The organism is Pseudomonas sp. A-RE-22 (genome assembly GCF_019956035.1).
GTDB classification, from domain to species: Bacteria; Pseudomonadota; Gammaproteobacteria; order Pseudomonadales; family Pseudomonadaceae; genus Aquipseudomonas; species Aquipseudomonas brassicacearum.
In genome coordinates this window covers 92,559-109,680 of sequence record NZ_JAHBCZ010000005.1, presented here as the reverse complement: position 1 = coordinate 109,680, position 17,122 = coordinate 92,559, and the positions used below count along the sequence as shown (strand labels likewise).

Below are 17,122 nucleotides of genomic sequence, written 5' to 3'. Positions count from 1 at the left end.
ACCCGTCCCATGAAAAAGCATGTGGTGTTGTACAAAGCGCTGTCCCCTCAATTGATGGCCCGTCTGCAAGCCCAGGCCCACGTCACGCTCATCGAGCGCCTCGATGCCCAGGGCCTGGCGCAACTGCGCGACGCCCTCCCCGCCGCCCACGGCCTGCTGGGCGCCAGCCTCAAGCTGGATGCGGCGCTGCTGGACCTGGCGCCGAACCTGCAAGCCATCGCCAGCGTCTCGGTGGGGGTCGACAACTACGACATCGATTACCTGACCGAACGCCGGATCCTGCTCAGCAATACCCCCGACGTGCTGACCGAAACCACCGCCGACACTGGGTTCGCCTTGATCCTGGCGACCGCTCGACGCGTGGTGGAACTGGCCAACCTGGTTCGCGCAGGAGAGTGGCAACAGAGCATCGGCCCGCGGCATTTCGGCACCGACGTCCATGGCAAGACCCTGGGCATCATCGGTATGGGCCGCATCGGCGAGGCCCTGGCCCAACGCGGGCATTTCGGCTTCGGCATGCCGGTGCTCTACCACAGCCATTCACCCAAGCCCGCGGTCGAGCAGCGTTTCGGCGCGCGCTATTGCAGCCTCGAGACACTGTTGCAGCAGGCGGACTTCATTTGCCTGACCCTGCCCTTGACCGCTGAGACTCAAGGGCTGATCGGTGCACAAGCGTTCGCGCAGATGCGCCCTGAAACCATTTTCATCAATATTTCCCGGGGCAAGGTGGTCGATGAAGCGGCGCTGATCGACGCCCTGCGCAACCAGCAGATCCGTGGTGCGGGGCTGGATGTGTTCGAGCGCGAACCCTTGAGTGCGGATTCACCGCTATTGCAGATGGACAACGTGGTCGCGACGCCGCACATGGGCTCGGCCACCCACGAGACACGGGAGGCGATGGCGCGTTGTGCGGTGGACAATTTGCTGATGGCATTGGCGGGGGAGCGCCCGGTGAATCTGGTGAATGCGGGGGCGTGGGTAGGCTGAGCAATCATCCGAGCACAGCAGCGCTTCTGTGGCGAGGGAGCTTGCTCCCGTTCGTCTGCGTAGCAGTCGCAGGCCCGGCGGGCGCGGTGTGTATGGGGAACCGCGCCGCCTCGGTTTGGGGCTGCTGCGCAGCCCAGCGGGAGCAAGCTCCCTCGCCACGGGGGTTATGTCGGCTGACGGGTTTCGATGTTGTCCAGTGCACGGTTCGCCAGCAGGCTGCCCAGTTCGATCAGTTGCTGAATGCCCAGGAGGAAATGCCGGCGTGAACCGTCCAGGTCGAAAGCCAGGTCATTGGCCATGGCATTGGCCGAAGCCAGGGTTTCGCTGAGGTAGGCAAGCAAGCTTTCGGTGTCGATGTCTTTGTTGACGGTGAAGAGTTGGCCGGGGACAGGTTCTGCTTCGGGTTTGTCCGGTTTGGGGTTCAGGTAATGGTCGAGGACTCGGTCGGTGACTTCGTCGTGTTTTTGGGACTTGGTTTTTGGGCGCGGTGAGGACGAATCGGTGTTCGGTGGGTTGGGGGTTACTTTGAACATAGATGAAACTCCAGATTAGAAAATTGGAGCCATCTCTCTCGCTACCAAACGAAGGGAGGTGGCCATACGAAGGTTGGTAGACCGGTTACCTGGCAACCCGGCGCGTCCAAGGACGCCCTGCGCATGACCACCATAAAACAGAGGACGAAAAGCCCCCTATATCAGGCTGCACCTGCGCCAGAAAACCGGGCTACCAAACCCGATCGCTGATTCATCAGCGACCCGGAAACGATAGAACCTGCCTCCCAAGCGCACAAGCCGGCGGATTCTGGCGCAGTTGTAGGCAATGGCGCAAGACAACGTAGCCTGTTCCAGAGCACTCCTACGTCCGGATAAACACCCCTTCATTTTATGAGTGCTTCGCACTCAAGCGGGAGCAAGCTCCCTCGCCACGGGGTAAGTGCGCCTGTCCGGGTGGGATTCATGGCAAGCAAACCCAGCCCACAATGTTTCCAAGCTGATCACAATTCACACGGCTGATCAAAATCCCGTTAGTCGCCACCCCCCGCCATGCATTAAAGTAACGCCCCCAGCCCCGGCGTTATCCGAACGCCTGGGGCCACCCTTTCCAGGAACAGTCACCGATGGAACATCGTGAAGCGCTGCTTGCGCTGCGAACCTTTCTTTCAACGCAGATTCTCGGCCAGGAAAAACTCATCGAGCGCCTGCTCATCGCCCTGCTTGCCGACGGCCACATGCTGGTGGAAGGCGCGCCGGGGCTGGCCAAGACCAAGGCCATCAAGGAACTGGCCGAAGGCGTCGAAGCGCAGTTCCATCGCATTCAGTTCACCCCCGACCTGCTGCCCGCCGACATCACCGGTACGGAAATCTACCGCCCGGAAACCGGCAGTTTCGTGTTCCAGCAAGGGCCGATTTTCCATAACCTGGTGCTGGCGGACGAAATCAACCGCGCCCCAGCCAAGGTCCAGTCGGCCTTGCTCGAAGCCATGGCCGAGCGCCAGGTCAGCGTCGGGCGCAGCACCTATGAACTGTCGCCGCTGTTCCTGGTGATGGCCACGCAGAACCCGATCGAGCAGGAAGGCACCTACCCGCTGCCCGAAGCCCAGCTCGACCGGTTCCTGATGCACGTCAAGATCGGCTTTCCCGATGCCGCGGTGGAACGCCGTATCCTGCAGCAGGCCCGGGGTGAAGCGCTGAACGGCGAGACCAAGCCCGAACGCCGCGTGAGCCAGCAGGCGATTTTCTCCGCGCGCAAGGAAATCCTCGGGTTGTACATGGCCGACGCCGTGGAGGAATACTTGGTGCAACTGATCATGGCGACCCGTAACCCGGCCAAGTTCGACCCGGAAATGGCCGAGTGGATCGCCTACGGCGCCAGCCCGCGGGGTTCCATCGCCCTGGACCGCTGCGCCCGTGCCCACGCCTGGCTGGCCGGACGCGACTTTGTCAGCCCGGAAGATATCCAGGCCGTGCTGTTCGACGTGCTGCGCCATCGCATCATCCTGTCGTTCGAAGCCGAGGCCGCTGGCATCGACCAGGACCGGGTCGTGCAGCGGATTCTCGACGTCGTCGCTGTCGCTTGAGCATGAGTCATGAATAACCCGTTGGCGCCCGCACCGGGCATCCGCGTCAGCCTTTCGGAGCTGATCGAGATGCGCCATCGTGTGCGCGAGGTGCAGTTGTTCTCGACACCGGGACAGCGCAGTCCGCTGATCGGCCTGCATCACTCCAAGCTGCGCGGACGCGGGGTGGATTTCGACCAGGTGCGGGTCTACCAGGCCGGCGACGACGTACGCACCATTGACTGGCGCGTCACCGCCCGGACCCAGGAGCCCCACACCAAACTGTTCCACGAAGAACGCGAGCGGCCGATCTTCATCATGATCGAGCAAAGCCACCGGCTGTTCTTCGGTTCGGGGCTGATGTTCAAGTCGGTGCTCGCCGCCCAGGCCGCCAGCCTGATCGGCTGGGCCGCGCTGGGGCACAACGACCGGGTCGGCGGCCTGGTGTTCGGCAATAACACCCATTACGAGGTCAAGCCGCGGCGCAGCAAACAGAGCCTGTTGCAATTGCTCAACCGGCTGGTGCGGGTCAATCAGTCACTGCACACCGAAGGCGAGCCGGATCGCGACTCGTTCGGCATCGCCCTGCGCCGCGCCCGGGAAGTACTGCGGCCCGGCAGCCTGGTGATCGTGATTTGCGACGAGCGTGCGTTGTCCGACAGCGCCGAACAGCAGTTGAGCTTGCTGTCGCGCCATTGCGACCTGTTGCTGCTGCCGCTGTCGGACCCGCTGGATCACGCCCTGCCCGCCGCCGGCCTGCTGCGCTTCGCCCAACACTCTTCACAGTTGGAGCTCGACACCCTGAACTTCGAACTGCGCCAGGCCTATCGCGCCCAGGCCGAGGCACGCCAGGAGCGCTGGGAAATACTGGCGCAGAAGCTGCGGATCCTGATGATGCCCCTCAGCACCCAGGGCGACATGGTCGAGCAACTGCGCGAATACCTGAACCCCAAGCGGGCCGGGAAAAGTCGATGAGCAACCTGGATAAATTGCAGCCACTGATAGCGCCGCCCCCTATCGGTTTCTGGCCTCCCGCGCCGGGCTGGTGGTTGCTGCTGGTGTTGATCCCCTTGCTGGGCCTGGGCCTGTGGCAGTTGCGCCGGTTCATTCCCGCCAAGCGCACCGGCCCCCGTGCCGAACAACCCCTGGACCCGGTGCGACTGGCCGCGCTGGCCGAACTCGCCCTGCTGCCCAAACCCTACGATGGGGCGCCGGCTGGGGCCTGGCTGCAACAGCTCAACGGGTTGCTCAAACGCCTGTGTCGCAACCATTACCCCTACAGCCAGAGCCACACCCTCAACGGGCGCAAATGGCTGGCTTTCCTGGATAACCGCTGCCCGGCAGCTGGCCTGACCCGCTGGATGGTGCTGGTGGAAGGCGCTTACAAACCCGAATGCAAGCTCGATGACAAAGCCATCGCCGGCCTGACCCAGGCGGTCGAAATCTGGATTCGCAAACATGTTTGAGTTCGCCTGGCCGTGGGTATTCGCCCTGTTGCCGCTGCCTTGGCTGATGCGCCTGGTGCTGCCGGCGGCCGACAGCGGCGAGCCAGCGCTCAAAGTCAGTTTCCTCGGCGACCTGGAAGGCCTGGTGGGGCGGCGGGCCCGGGCCAATCTGCCAACCTGGCGGCAACAGGCGCCCTTCATCCTGCTCTGGCTGCTGTTGCTGATCGCCGCTGCCCGACCGCAGTGGTTGGGCGAGCCATTGCCCATTGCCGCCAGCGGTCGCGACCTGCTGGTGGCGGTGGATGTCTCGGGTTCCATGGACTTTCCCGACATGCAATGGAAAGACGAAGAGGTCAGTCGCCTTGCGCTGGTCCAGCACATGCTCGGGGATTTTCTTGAAGGCCGCGAAGGTGACCGGGTCGGCCTGATCCTGTTCGGCAGCCAGGCCTATCTGCAGGCACCGCTGACCTTCGACCGCCGCACCGTGCGCCACTGGCTCGATGAGGCGCGCATCGGTATCGCCGGCAAGAATACGGCCATCGGCGACGCCATCGGCCTGGCCCTCAAGCGCCTGCGCCAGCGGCCGGCCCACAGTCGCGTGTTGATCCTGGTCACCGACGGCGCCAACAACGGCGGCGAAATCGACCCCCTGACCGCCGCGCGACTGGCCGCCGACGAAGGCGTGAAAATCTACCCGATCGGCATTGGCGCCGACCCGGAACAAAGCGGCACCACAGGTTCGCTCGGCGTCAACCCGAGCCTGGACCTGGACGAACCGACACTCAAGGAAATCGCCCAAGTCACCGGCGGCCAGTATTTTCGCGCTCAGGATGGTGAGCAATTACTGGCGATCAAGACCACCCTCGACCAGCTCGAACCGGTGACCCAGCAACCGACCCAGGCCCGTCCTGCCCTGGCGCTGTATCACTGGCCCCTGGCCGTTGCGCTGCTGTTGAGCATGTTGCTGGTGGCCCGGGCGCGCTGGCCGGACAATCCGTTGCAGCGCCTGTTCAACCAGCCGCTGTTCCAGCCAGCCCAACACACCGAGTGGCGCCAGCGGCTCAAGCGCCTGCGCTTGCGGAGGCGTCGATGATCGCCCTCTGGCCACATTGGCTACGCCCCTGGTTCGTGTTGCTGCTGCCTCTGCTGGGCTGGTTGCTCTGGCAACTGTGGCACCGGCAGAAACGCGTGGGCCGCTGGCAGATGATCCTGCCTCCCGCCTTTCATGCTGTGCTGCTCAGTGGCGGCAGTGGCCGTGAAAGCCGGTTGCCGTGGATTGCCCTGGGCCTGGGTTGGCTGTTGATCGTGCTGGCGTTGCTGGGGCCGAGTTGGGCGCGGGTCGAACAGACCAGCCAGAAACCCGCCGACCCGCTGGTGGTGGTGCTGGAGCTGACCCCGGAAATGCTCGCCACCGACGTCCCGCCCACGCGCCTGGAACAGGCTCGGCGCAAGGTACTGGACCTGTTGCAGAACCGCAGCGACGCCCAGACCGCGATCATCGTCTATGCCGGCAGTGCCCATACGCTGGTGCCGCTGTCCGACGACCTGTCCACCAGCGCCAACCTGCTCGAAGCCCTCGCGCCGTCGATCATGCCGCAGAGCGGCCATCGTGCCGACCTGGCGGTCCGCAAGGCGCTGACCCTGCTGGACCAGAGCGAGCTTGGACAGGGTCGGATCCTGCTGATCGGCTCATCGCTGAATGAGCAGGAGCGCCAAGGCATTCGCCAGGCCCTGGACGGTTCCGCCACGCAATGGCTGATGCTGGGCATCGGTACCCGGGAAGGTGCCCCCGTGGCCCAAGAGGATGGCAGCTACCTCAAGGATGCCCAAGGCGCGATTCTACTGCCGCGCCTCGACAACCCGGGCCTCAAGGCGTTCTCCAATGAGCTGGACGGCCGCTACCGGCCGGCGCGCCTGGATGACAGCGACCTGCGCGGCCTGGGTCTGTTGGACGGTCCTCGCCATCTGCGCAGCGATGGACAAACCCTGCGCCTGGACACCTGGGCCGACCAGGGTTATTGGCTGCTCCTGCCCCTGCTGCTGTTGGCCGCCTGTGCCGGGCGGCGAGGCTGGCTGTTCTGCCTGCCGCTGTTGTTCGTGTTGCCGCAAACCGGCCACGCCTTCGAATTCCAGGACCTGTGGCTGCGCGCCGACCAACAGGGCCAGCACTTGCTCAAGCAAAAACGTCCCGCCGAAGCCGCCGCCCACTTCGAGGACAGCCAGTGGCAAGGCGTCGCCCTGTACGAAGCCGGTCAATACAGCGAAGCCGCCCGACGCTTCGCCGAAGGCAATGACGCCCGCGCGCACTACAATCGCGGCAACGCCCTGGCCAGGAGCGGCGAACTGGAAGCCGCGCTGGATGCCTATGAGCAGGCCCTGGAGTTGCAACCCGACCTGCGCCCCGCCCAGACCAACAAGGCCCTGGTGGAAAGCTTGTTGAAAGAGCCGGCCGCTGTACCGGAAGAACCCAAGCCTGCCGAAAACGAGGAACCGGCCCCCGCCGAGCAATCGCCGGATGTCGACTCACCCACCCAGTCTTCCGAACCGGGACAACCCTCCCACGAGCCAAGCACGACATCGGACCAGTCCCAGCCCCCGCGGACGGCACAACCGCCTGCCGCCCAGGATGTACCGGGCAGCGAACTGCCCGATGAGCAGACCACCACCCCGCCACTGCGTCCTGCCGCAGGTCAGCGCAATGAAGAAGAACAGCGCCAGGCACTGGAACAATGGCTGCGCCAGATCCCGGATAATCCAGGGGAGCTGCTCAGGCGTAAATTCTGGTATGAACAGCAAAGCCATCAGGCCCAGGAAAAAACCCAATGACCCGCTTCACCGCCTACCTCCTCGTGTTGCTGCTCTGGGCCTCTGGAACCCAGGCTGCACAGCTGACTGCCAGTGTGGACCGCAGCCGCCTGAACTCCGGGGAAACGGTGGAACTGACCCTGGAATCCAACGACGCCACGTTGTTCGGCAAACCGGACCTGGGCCCGCTCCAGGCCTTGTTCGATGTGCGCGGTACCCGTCAGGTCAACCAGTTGACGACCCTCGACGGTGAGAACCGTGCCACCACCCGCTGGATCGTGACCCTGCTGCCGCGCCAAAGCGGCACCGTGATCATTCCGCCGTTGCAACTGGGCGAAGTGACCAGCCAGCCGATCACCCTGCAAGTGGTCGAAGGCGAAACCCGCAACGCCTCCCAGCCCCTGGCAGCAGTGTTCATCGAGGCCAGCCTCGACCAGACCGAAGTGTATGTTCAGGCCCAGGCGATCTTGACCCTGCGCATCTACCATTCGGTGTCGCTGTACGACGACAGCAGCCTCACGCCGCTGCACATTCCCGATGCCCGCACCGAGCAACTGGGCGAATCGCGCACTTATGAAAAAGTCATCAACGATGTCCGCCATGGCGTGATCGAACTGCGCTACGGCATCTATCCGCAACGCAGCGGCGAACTGACGATTCCGGCCCAGACATTCAGTGCCACCTTGGTCGAGCCGGTGGCCCAGGACACCGTACCTTCGGGCCCCAAACCCGGCCAGTTGATGCGGGTAAGCTCCACGCAACTGTTGCTGCGCGTCAAGCCCAAGCCTGACAGTTATCCGGCCGACGTGCCCTGGCTACCCGCACGCAGCCTGTCCTTGAGTGAAAGCTGGAGCCCGGAACCGACCCACAGCCAGGTGGGCGATTCCCTGACCCGCAGCCTGACCCTGGAAGCCGAAGGCCTGGCCAGCGCCCAGTTGCCACCGCTACCGGCCACGGAGATCAACGGCCTGCGACGCTATCCGGACCAACCGGTACTCAGCAGCCGCAACAGCGAGCGCGGGCTGGTGGGCAGCCGCGAAGACCGCGAGGCCCTGGTGCCCAACCGCAGCGGGACCATCGAGCTGCCACCGGTGGAAGTGGTCTGGTGGAACACCCTGGAAGACCACCTGGACCGCACGAGCCTCCCGGCACGGACCCTGCAAGTGGCGAATAATCCAAGCCTGATGGTGGACACGCCGGCCGGCACGACGCAGATCGTGACAACGGTCGACAGCGAGGCCCTGTGGTACTGGCAACTGAGCACCTTCCTCCTCGCCTGCACCACGCTGCTGGGCTTTGGCTTGTGGTGGCGCGCCCGCTGGCAGCCGGCAATCCTGCGCTCGACCCAGACCGGACCGAGTCCACGCACCCTGCTCGATGATCTCAAACGTACCTGCCTGGCCAACGACCCCCACGCCACCCGCCAGGCCCTGGACGCCTGGGCCCGCCAGCAGCCGGAAACCCTGGCCGACATGGCGGCGCGTTTCGTGCCGCTGTCCGACGCCCTGGACGGCCTCAACGGCGCGCTCTACAGCGAAACCGGCCAGCATTGGCAGGGTGAAGACTTGTGGCGGGCCATCCGCACCATCCCGCCCACCGAAGGGGGGCTGGGCTCGGCGGGTGATTCGGGGTTGCCGCCGCTTTACCCCAAATAAACCCGCTTTTTTCGTAGCCTTTGTGGCGAGGGGTTTTATGTGCGAGCAAAACGGGTGGGAGCATGGCGGGCAAGCCTTGCTCCCACATAAATATCCTTGCCACAGGATCAGTGTTCATAGATCCAGCAAAGTTGAACAAGTCCTAGCCCCGGTTTCCCAGTAAACTCTGCTTCTTTTAGCCGCCCTCTTCTTCACCGCGGCCATCATCAGTTTCCTGGAGTTCACCTTGCGTCTGTTTCACACCTCCGACTGGCACCTGGGGCAAAACCTGCACGGCCAGGAACGCGATTTCGAACACGCCTGCTTCCTCGACTGGCTGCTGCGTCAACTGACCCACGAAAAGCCCGACGTATTGCTGATCGCTGGCGACATCTTCGACACCGTCAACCCGCCGGTCAAAGCCCAGGAGCGGCTGTATGATTTCATCGTCAGCGCCCATGAACAGAACGCCAACCTGACCATCGTGATGATCGCCGGCAACCACGACTCCGGCTCGCGGATCGAATTGCCTGCGCCGCTGATGCGACGCCTGCGCACCCATGCCCTGGGCCGGGTGCTGTGGCTGGACGACGGTCAACTGGACGTCGAGCGCCTGTTGTTGCCGTTGCCCGATGCCAAAGGCAAGGTCAAGGCGTGGTGCCTGGCCCTGCCGTTCCTGCGCCCTGCCGAAGTCACCGGTGCGCAACTGGGCGACGACTACCTGCGAGGCATCGGCCAGGTGCATGAGTGGCTGATCGCCGCGGCCAACAGCAAGCGCAAGAAAGGCCAGGCGCTGATCGCCATCAGTCATGCGCACATGGCCGGTGGTTCGGTGTCCGAGGATTCCGAGCGCAGCCTGATCATCGGCAACGCCGAGGCCCTGCCCGCCAGCCTGTTCGGCCCGAGCATCAGCTACGTCGCCCTCGGCCACTTGCACAAGCCGCAGAAGGTCAACGGTGAAGAGCGTATCCGCTACAGCGGTTCGCCGATCCCGCTGTCATTTTCGGAGATCGGCTATCAGCATCAGATCCTCGACATCACCCTGGACGGCGAAGCCCTGGTCAAGGTCGAGCCGCGCCTGATCCCGCGGGCCGTCAACCTGCAACGCCTGGGCCCGGCGCCACTGGCCGATCTCCTGGTGCAACTCAAGGACCTGCCCGACATCGACCTGCTGGCCGATGTCCAGCGCCAACCCTGGCTGGAAGTGCGGGTGCGCCTCGATGAGCCGCAGCCGGACCTGCGTCACCAGGTGGAGACCGCACTGCAAGGCAAGGCCGTACGCCTGGTGCGGATCGCCGCCGAGTATGCCGGCAACGGTGGCGCTGGCAGTGCCGATGATGGCAGCGCGCTGGTGGAGCTGGATCAACTCAGCCCGCAGGAGTTGTTCAGCCGCGCCTGGCAGGACACCTACGGCAACGAAGTGGACGAACAGACCCTCAAGGACTTTGCCGTGCTGTTGCAAGACGTGCAGATGGAGAGCGAGCAGCCATGAAGATCCTCGCGATCCGCCTCAAGAACCTGGCGTCCCTGGCCGGGCCGTTTGAAATCGATTTCACCGCCGAACCCTTGGCCAGCGCCGGCCTGTTCGCCATTACCGGCCCCACGGGCGCCGGCAAGAGCACGCTGCTCGACGCCCTGTGCCTGGCGCTGTTCGGCGCCGTGCCGCGCCTCAATAACACCGGGCGTGACGCCAAGGTACCGGACGTCGATGGCGAGATTGCCACGGGCGATCCGCGCACGCTGTTGCGCCGAGGTACCGGCGATGGCTATGCCGAAGTGGATTTTCGCGGCATCGACGGACGCCGCTATCGGGCCCGCTGGGAAGCCAATCGCGCCCGGGAAAAAGCCGGCGGCAAGTTGCAAGCCAGCCGCCAGAGCCTGCGGGACCTGGACAACGATCAACTGCTGGCGAGCCAGAAAGGCGAATACAAGACCCAGCTCGAAGCGGCCCTGGGCCTGAACTTCGAACAGTTCACCCGGGCCGTGCTGCTGGCCCAGAGCGAGTTCAGCGCGTTCCTCAAGGCCGATGACAACGATCGCAGTGAACTGCTGGAAAAGCTCACCGACACCGCCCTGTATACCCGCCTCGGCCGCCGCGCCTTCGACAAGGCCAAGCAAGCCAAGGACAGCCACCGGCAATTGCAGGACCAGGCCACCGGTGTCACGCCGCTGGCCCCCGAGGCCCGGGCCGAGCTGGACCAGCGTTTCAACGACGCCCAGCAACAACTCAAGGCCCAACAGGCACAACTCAAGCAACTGGAGCAGCAGCACACCTGGCTGCGTGACCTGGGCCTGTTGCAGGATGAACACGCCGGCGCCGCCGAACAGCTGCAACAGGCCCAGGCCGATTGGAACGCCCTGGCCGACGAACGCCTGAAACTGGTCCGCCTGGAGCAACTGGCGCCCCAGCGCCATCAGTTCATCCGCCAGGCCGAACTGAGCCGACAGCTCGATCCCTTGGCCGTGCAGATCCAGCAGCTTACCCAGCAGCAGCTCAATCTCCATGACCAGCAGGCCGAACTGGAAAAAAGCCTGGGCGCCGCGCAACTGGCGCTGGCTGCGGCCCGGCAACACAGCAGCGACAGCGCGCCGTTGCTGCGCCAGGCCTTTGAAGAGCAAAGTACCCTGGCCCGCCTCGCCAGGGACGCCAGCCAGGGCGCCGAGCGCCAGGAACAGGCACAGCAGGCCTGCACCGAAGGCCAGCGCACCATCGACACCTTGCTCGAACAGCAAAGGCAGGTGGCAGAGCGCTTGCAGCGCATCGCCGGCACGTTGGAACAAAGCACGCACCTGACCCCGCTCAGCGATGCCTGGAACGCCTATCGCGATCGCCTCCAACAACTGATGCTGATCGGCAATCGCCTGAACCAGGGCCAGGCCGAACTCGCCACACTGGAACAAGGCGCCGCCCGCGCCGCCGAGGAACTGGCCACCCACCGGCAAGACCTCGAAGTGCTCTACAAGGAAGCCGGTGCCGAGCCGGAGGCAGTGGCCGAACAGATCCAGTTGCTTGGCAATCTGCTGCAAGACAACCGCAAGCAATTGCGTGCTTTTGAAGACCTGACCCGGCTGTGGGCCAGTCAGCAAGAGCTGGACAAACGCGGCGCCGAACTTGAACAACGCCAGCAACGGGCGTTGCAGGAACGTGACCGGCTGGTGCGTGAAGGCGGCGAAGCCAAGGCCGAACTGACCATTGCCGAACAGACCCTGACCGTCACCCGTGAACTGCTGGAGCGCCAGCGCCTGGCCCGCAGCGAAAGCGTCGAGCAACTGCGCGCACAGTTGCAGGATGAACAGCCCTGCCCCGTGTGTGGCAGCATCGAGCATCCTTATCATCAGCCCGAAGCCTTGCTGGAAAATCTCGGGCGCTTTGATGAAACCGAAGAGGCCAACGCCCGCAAGGCCGTCGACCTGCTCAATGAAAAAGTCATCGACCTGCGGGCGCAATACAGCGGGGTCATCGCCCAGCTCAAGGAACTCAAACAGCAGCAGGAACAGCTCGCCAGCCAGCAACAGAGCCTGGCACCCAGCCTTGAAGCCCACCCGTTGTCGGCGCAACTGCTGGCCCAGGAAGCGAACAAGCGCGACGCCTGGCTGACCCAGCAGAACAGCCAACTGAACCTGCGCATCAGCCAGGACGAACAACGGCAAACCGCCCTGCTGACCCTGCAGCAGGACGCCGCGCGCATGGCGCAGCGGCTGCGTGAAGCCGAGGCAGCCAGCCAACAGGCCTCACAGCACCTGGGCAACCAGCAGCAGGAGCTGGCCCGCGACCGCCAGCGCCTGGCCGAGGAACTGAGCCACTTCAGCGCCCTGCTACCCGCTGACACCCTGCAAGCCTTGCGCAGCGAACCCGCCGCAACCTTCTTGCAGCTCGACCAGCAGATCGCCCAGCGCCTGGAGCAACTGGAACAGCAGCGCGACGAACTGGGCGAACAGCTCCAGCGCCAGCAGACCCTGGAGAAAGAACAGGACCGCCAGCAGACCCGCCTCCAGCAACTGGAAGCGGCCCGCCTGCAATTCAGCGCCCTGAGCGAGCAACAACAGGCCTGCCAGGAGAAACTCACGCAATTGCTCGGCGAGCACACCAGCGCCGAACAGTGGCAGCAACAACTCGACCAGCGCCTGGAACAGACGCGGGATGCCGAGGCGACGGCCAATCAGCAGTTGCAGCAATTGCGCAACGATCTGGTGCAACTGGCCGCCGAACTCAAGGCCCGACAGGAACAGGCGCAATCCCTGGACCACGAACGCCAGGCGCTGGCCGCCGGTATCGCGCAATGGCGCACCACCCATCCGGAACTGGACGATGCCGCCCTCAAGGCCCTGCTCGGCCTGGACGAGCAACACGTCAGCCAGTTGCGCCAGCGCTTGCTCAACAGCGAAAAAGCCATCGAACAAGCCCGAGTCCTGCTCACCGAACGCGAGCAGCGCCTGCAAAACCACCAGGCCCAACACAATGGCAACCTGGCGCCTGAGCAACTCGCCCAGGCTCTCACCGAACTGCAAGGCCAATTCGCCGTAAGCGAACAGCACTGCGCCGAACTGCGCGCCGAACAGGCCGAAGACCAGCGCCGGCAGAACGCCAACCAGGCCCTGGCCCAGCAGATCGAACAGGCCTACAACGAGTACCAGCGCTGGGCGCGCCTCGATGCCCTGATCGGTTCGGCCACCGGCGACCGTTTCCGCAAGCTGGCTCAGGCCTACAACCTCGACTTGCTAGTGCACCACGCCAATGCCCAACTGCGGCAACTGGTGCGCCGCTACCGGCTCAAGCGCGGCGGCAGCATGCTCGGGCTGCTGGTGATGGACACGGAAATGGGCGATGAACTGCGCTCGGTGCATTCGTTGTCCGGCGGCGAAACCTTCCTGGTCTCCCTCGCCTTGGCATTGGGCCTGGCCTCGATGGCGTCCAGCACACTGAAGATCGAATCGCTGTTCATCGACGAAGGCTTCGGCAGCCTCGACCCCGAATCGCTGCAACTGGCGATGGACGCCCTCGACGGCCTCCAGGCCCAGGGCCGCAAGGTCGCGGTGATCTCCCACGTGCAGGAAATGCACGAGCGGATCCCGGTGCAGATCCAGGTGCGTCGCCAGGGCAACGGCTTGAGCACAGTGGAGGTGAAATGAGCCACGCCACGCTCTATTCCTTCCGCCGCTGCCCCTATGCGATGCGGGCGCGCATGGCCTTGCGCTACAGCGCGGTCGCACTGGATATTGTCGAAGTCAGCCTGAAGGCCAAGCCAGCCGAGATGCTCGCGCTTTCCAGCAAAGGCACGGTGCCGGTGCTGCAGGTCGATGGCCGGGTGATCGATGAAAGCCTGGAGATCATGAACTGGGCCTTGGCCCAGCACGATCCGCAAGACTGGAGGCTACGGGACGACCCCGAAGGCCAGGCGCTGACAGCGGCGTTGATCGAGGAAAACGACCAGGTATTCAAGCTGCACTTGAATCACTACAAATACCCCGAGCGCCATCCCGAGTACCCGAAGGAACATTACCGTAGCGAGGGTGAAAGCTTTCTGCGCAGGCTGGAGGCCTTGCTTGAGACCCGGACGTTTCTGGCGGCGCATCACCCGAGCCTGGGCGACGTGGCAGTGATGCCCTTCATACGGCAGTTCGCCCACGTCGACCGCGACTGGTTTGCCCAGGCGCCCTACCCTCGGCTACAAGACTGGTTGCAGAGGTTCCTGGATTGCGAGCTGTTCGTGGCGATCATGGCCAAGTAGCAGCCTGCACACAACCCTGTGGCGAGGGAATATCTGTGGGAGCAAGGCTTGCCCGCGATGAAGACGATGCGGTCCTTCAGAAATCGAGTCGACTGTATCGCGGGCAAACCTTGCTCCCACACAATCTCTATGACCAGATCCAATCAGTCGCTAAGCAAGCTCAACAATCGCTCACGCGCCGCTTCCAACTCGCCGGAATCTGGCTGGGCCGCGGAAACAATCGGAGTGGAATAGAGAAACAGCAGCATCACCGCCAGACGCATCGCCATGGTGTCGGTCCTTAATCGGCAAAGGAGTCAATTTATCAGCGTCAAATTTAAACACATGGCCAAGTGATATTACAGCAGGATTTCTCCAGAAACGGCGAAGCCTGCGATCTTTTCTCTTGCACCTGAGGGTCGGTGAAGATGAAAAGATCGCAGGCTTCGGTCGTTGCGCGATATTTCAGTGTTGGGTCTTGTGGTCCAACGCCGCATAGAAGTTAGCGCTTTGTTGCAGGTATTTCTCGGTGTAGCTCTGGGTGCGATTTTTCTTGTCGCTGATCTCGACGCTGGCACTGGCGGGCAGCGCCACGGTGGCAGAGATGGCAGAAGCGGCGATCACGGAGAAGAGATTCAGATTCATGGCGGTAGACCTCGGATTCAGTTGGCTGACTTGCCCGGTTGGGCCGTGAAGCAAACTTACGCGCCGAGGCGTCCCGCGTTGAAATGCTTTACATCACTTGCGAATATCAGTCTCGTTGATACAACGGCGCAGGCCCCGAAAAACGGGGCCTACGCTCTATTGACGGACGATGAACTTCAAATCGCTGGGCGCATCCATCGGCATTTTCTGCACGGTTTTACCCAGCAGGCCGGTCTTCGGATCGCGCTCGATCACCACGATCTGGTTGCTCTTCTGGTTGGCAATCAGCAGGAATTTCCCGCTCGGGTCGAGGCTGAACTCCCGTGGATGATCGCCTTCGACCGAGCGTCGCTGCAGCTCTTTGAGCGTGCCGGCGGCCGGGTCGATGGCGAACACCAGCACTTCGTTGGTGGTGCCACGGTTGCTGACGTAGAGGAACTTGCCATCCGCGGAAGCATGCAGCGCAGCCGCCGCCCTGCCCGGCTGCGGCTTGCCAGCCGCCAGGTCGACCAGTTGACGCTGGGTCAATCGGCCATCCTGATAATCGAACACCGCCACTTGCGCGCTCATTTCCATGGTCAGCCAGGCGTGCTTGCCATCAGCGCTGAACAACAGATGACGCGGGCCGCTGCCGGGTGGCAACTGCACGAAGGCTGGATCGGCGGCGGTCAATGGCAGCTCTGGATTGGCCTTGGGGTCGTAGCGGTAGATGAACACCTTGTCCGCCCCCAGGTCGTTGGCGAACACGTACTTGCCATCGGGCGAGGACACTGCGGCGTGCACATGGGCCGACATCTGCCGCTCAGGGTTGACCTTGCTCGGCTGATGACTGCTCAACTGCACCACCGACGCCAGCTTGCCATCGGCGCCTACCGGCAATACCGCCAGGGTGCCGCCCGGGTCTTCCACCACCGAGTAGTTACTGACCAGCAGATGCCGGCCATCACCGCTGAGGCTGGAATGGGTCGGCTCGTTGCCCAGGGACTGCACCTGGTTGATCAGGCTCAGTGCATGGGTCTTCGGGTCAATGGCGTAGCTGCTGACCTTGCCCACCGGGTCTTTCTGGCCCGGCCCGTTTTCGTTGACCACGAACAGCCGGGTCATGTCCTTGGAAAGGGTCAGCCACGAAGGGTTTTCGGTCTTGATCACTTGCAACGGGTTGGCATCGAGCTGGCCGGTGCGGCTGTCGAATTGCATCCGGTAGATGCCCTGGCTCTGGCCGGCGGTGTAGGAGCCCACCAGCAGTTGATGGTGTTCATCGGTACCTGCCTGGACACCCATGGCGCCCATGCTACCGGCCATCAACAGCGGCCAGAGACTACGCATTTTCATCTTCTTCGTCCTCATCGTCGTGGCCGCTGGTGGCTTCCACGCACTCCAAGTGGTGGTCGCCCGAATCGCTGGTGATGATCCAGTGGTTCGTGGCTTTATCGAAGGTCGCCGCCTGCATCTGCGCTGGCGTGAAGCGCCAGTACTCGAGGGTGCGACCGTTCATGCACTCGACGTGCAATTGGTCCTGCTCGTCGAGGTAAAAATCGAATGCATGCAGCCCGTCTATGATCAGCATGTCGCATTTGTGAAGGGCATTGAGCAGGGTGTCAGTTACGGCAGTCATGGTGATCAGTCGGTCATTGGGAAAGTAGTCATGATAACCCAATGTGGGCTTGGGCCTTGGGCCATAAGGTTCGAAAACGGTGTCACCTGCAAAACCGCCATCGCGAGCAAGCTCGCTCACAGTTGGATTTTCAGCGAACACAAACTCTGTACTCACCAAAGCCCCCCTGTGGGAGCGAGCTTGCTCGCGATGAGGCCGGCACATTCAACTTGAATGTAACGGCCTCA

General features: G+C 63.4%; 15 protein-coding genes. 10 read left to right on the top strand and 5 right to left on the bottom strand.

The window, feature by feature from the left end; translation table 11 throughout:
• The first annotated feature begins 9 nt into the window (after window positions 1-9).
• On the top strand, window positions 10-987 hold the full coding sequence (locus KGA89_RS03400; RefSeq protein WP_223470605.1) for an NAD(P)-dependent oxidoreductase: 978 nt from the start codon (window positions 10-12) through the stop codon (window positions 985-987).
• A gap of 164 nt (window positions 988-1,151) precedes the next feature.
• Here KGA89_RS03400 and KGA89_RS03395 read toward each other — a convergent pair whose 3' ends face one another.
• On the bottom strand, window positions 1,152-1,520 hold the full coding sequence (locus KGA89_RS03395; RefSeq protein ID WP_223470603.1) for a DUF6124 family protein: 369 nt from the start codon (window positions 1,518-1,520) through the stop codon (window positions 1,152-1,154).
• Between the two features lie 584 nt (window positions 1,521-2,104).
• Between KGA89_RS03395 and KGA89_RS03390 the strand changes: the two genes are divergently transcribed.
• From KGA89_RS03390 to KGA89_RS03350, 9 genes are all read left to right on the top strand, one after another.
• Window positions 2,105-3,064 (top strand): AAA family ATPase, encoded by a 960-nt coding sequence (locus tag KGA89_RS03390; RefSeq protein WP_003202654.1) that lies wholly within the window; start codon window positions 2,105-2,107, stop codon window positions 3,062-3,064.
• A 9-nt stretch (window positions 3,065-3,073) separates the two neighbouring features.
• A complete protein-coding gene (locus KGA89_RS03385; protein ID WP_003202656.1) occupies window positions 3,074-4,018 on the top strand; it encodes a DUF58 domain-containing protein in 945 nt (314 codons plus the stop codon).
• A complete protein-coding gene (locus KGA89_RS03380; protein WP_223470601.1) occupies window positions 4,015-4,509 on the top strand; it encodes a DUF4381 domain-containing protein in 495 nt (164 codons plus the stop codon). The genes KGA89_RS03385 and KGA89_RS03380 overlap by 4 nt, the downstream gene beginning before the upstream one ends.
• Window positions 4,502-5,581 carry a vWA domain-containing protein gene (locus KGA89_RS03375; protein ID WP_223470599.1) on the top strand — a complete coding sequence of 360 codons (1,080 nt, stop codon included), beginning with the start codon at window positions 4,502-4,504 and terminating at the stop codon, window positions 5,579-5,581. The genes KGA89_RS03380 and KGA89_RS03375 overlap by 8 nt, the downstream gene beginning before the upstream one ends.
• Complete coding sequence (locus KGA89_RS03370) at window positions 5,578-7,314, top strand: tetratricopeptide repeat protein (RefSeq protein ID WP_223470598.1); 1,737 nt, start codon at window positions 5,578-5,580, stop codon at window positions 7,312-7,314. Before KGA89_RS03375 ends, KGA89_RS03370 begins: the two co-directional genes overlap by 4 nt.
• Complete coding sequence (locus KGA89_RS03365; RefSeq protein WP_223470596.1) at window positions 7,311-8,948, top strand: BatD family protein; 1,638 nt, start codon at window positions 7,311-7,313, stop codon at window positions 8,946-8,948. Before KGA89_RS03370 ends, KGA89_RS03365 begins: the two co-directional genes overlap by 4 nt.
• A 226-nt stretch (window positions 8,949-9,174) precedes the next feature.
• Entirely contained in the window at window positions 9,175-10,419 is a 1,245-nt protein-coding gene (locus KGA89_RS03360; RefSeq protein WP_223470594.1) for an exonuclease SbcCD subunit D C-terminal domain-containing protein, read from the top strand.
• Complete coding sequence (locus KGA89_RS03355) at window positions 10,416-14,057, top strand: AAA family ATPase (RefSeq protein ID WP_223470592.1); 3,642 nt, start codon at window positions 10,416-10,418, stop codon at window positions 14,055-14,057. The genes KGA89_RS03360 and KGA89_RS03355 overlap by 4 nt, the downstream gene beginning before the upstream one ends.
• Window positions 14,054-14,656 carry a glutathione S-transferase gene (locus KGA89_RS03350; protein ID WP_223470591.1) on the top strand — a complete coding sequence of 201 codons (603 nt, stop codon included), beginning with the start codon at window positions 14,054-14,056 and terminating at the stop codon, window positions 14,654-14,656. The genes KGA89_RS03355 and KGA89_RS03350 overlap by 4 nt, the downstream gene beginning before the upstream one ends.
• Before the next feature lie 143 nt (window positions 14,657-14,799).
• Here the strand turns inward: KGA89_RS03350 and KGA89_RS30500 are convergent, their stop codons facing one another.
• The 4 genes from KGA89_RS30500 to KGA89_RS03335 form a co-directional block, all read right to left on the bottom strand.
• The gene (locus KGA89_RS30500; protein WP_003202672.1) at window positions 14,800-14,925 is read right to left on the bottom strand and encodes a hypothetical protein; all 126 of its coding nucleotides are present in this window, start codon (window positions 14,923-14,925) and stop codon (window positions 14,800-14,802) included.
• A 175-nt stretch (window positions 14,926-15,100) separates the two neighbouring features.
• Entirely contained in the window at window positions 15,101-15,280 is a 180-nt protein-coding gene (locus KGA89_RS03345; protein ID WP_003202673.1) for a hypothetical protein, read from the bottom strand.
• A gap of 156 nt (window positions 15,281-15,436) precedes the next feature.
• On the bottom strand, window positions 15,437-16,612 hold the full coding sequence (locus KGA89_RS03340; protein WP_223470590.1) for a lactonase family protein: 1,176 nt from the start codon (window positions 16,610-16,612) through the stop codon (window positions 15,437-15,439).
• Window positions 16,599-16,895, bottom strand: coding sequence for a DUF5629 family protein (locus tag KGA89_RS03335; protein WP_043042412.1), 297 nt, complete (start codon window positions 16,893-16,895; stop codon window positions 16,599-16,601). The genes KGA89_RS03340 and KGA89_RS03335 overlap by 14 nt, the downstream gene beginning before the upstream one ends.
• Between the last annotated feature and the right edge of the window lie 227 nt (window positions 16,896-17,122).

Bases quoted from the DNA above. Each gene is read 5' to 3' on its own strand.
- KGA89_RS03340 (WP_223470590.1), bottom strand. From the start codon at position 16,612: ATGAAAATGCGTAGTCTCTGGCCGCTGTTGATGGCCGGTAGCATGGGC.
- KGA89_RS03375 (WP_223470599.1), top strand. From the start codon at position 4,502: ATGTTTGAGTTCGCCTGGCCGTGGGTATTCGCCCTGTTGCCGCTGCCT.
- KGA89_RS30500 (WP_003202672.1), bottom strand. From the start codon at position 14,925: ATGGCGATGCGTCTGGCGGTGATGCTGCTGTTTCTCTATTCCACTCCG.
- KGA89_RS03380 (WP_223470601.1), top strand. From the start codon at position 4,015: ATGAGCAACCTGGATAAATTGCAGCCACTGATAGCGCCGCCCCCTATC.
- KGA89_RS03355 (WP_223470592.1), top strand. From the start codon at position 10,416: ATGAAGATCCTCGCGATCCGCCTCAAGAACCTGGCGTCCCTGGCCGGG.
- KGA89_RS03400 (WP_223470605.1), top strand. From the start codon at position 10: ATGAAAAAGCATGTGGTGTTGTACAAAGCGCTGTCCCCTCAATTGATG.
- KGA89_RS03385 (WP_003202656.1), top strand. From the start codon at position 3,074: ATGAATAACCCGTTGGCGCCCGCACCGGGCATCCGCGTCAGCCTTTCG.
- KGA89_RS03345 (WP_003202673.1), bottom strand. From the start codon at position 15,280: ATGAATCTGAATCTCTTCTCCGTGATCGCCGCTTCTGCCATCTCTGCC.
- KGA89_RS03390 (WP_003202654.1), top strand. From the start codon at position 2,105: ATGGAACATCGTGAAGCGCTGCTTGCGCTGCGAACCTTTCTTTCAACG.
- KGA89_RS03370 (WP_223470598.1), top strand. From the start codon at position 5,578: ATGATCGCCCTCTGGCCACATTGGCTACGCCCCTGGTTCGTGTTGCTG.
- KGA89_RS03365 (WP_223470596.1), top strand. From the start codon at position 7,311: ATGACCCGCTTCACCGCCTACCTCCTCGTGTTGCTGCTCTGGGCCTCT.
- KGA89_RS03335 (WP_043042412.1), bottom strand. From the start codon at position 16,895: ATGACTGCCGTAACTGACACCCTGCTCAATGCCCTTCACAAATGCGAC.
- KGA89_RS03350 (WP_223470591.1), top strand. From the start codon at position 14,054: ATGAGCCACGCCACGCTCTATTCCTTCCGCCGCTGCCCCTATGCGATG.
- KGA89_RS03395 (WP_223470603.1), bottom strand. From the start codon at position 1,520: ATGTTCAAAGTAACCCCCAACCCACCGAACACCGATTCGTCCTCACCG.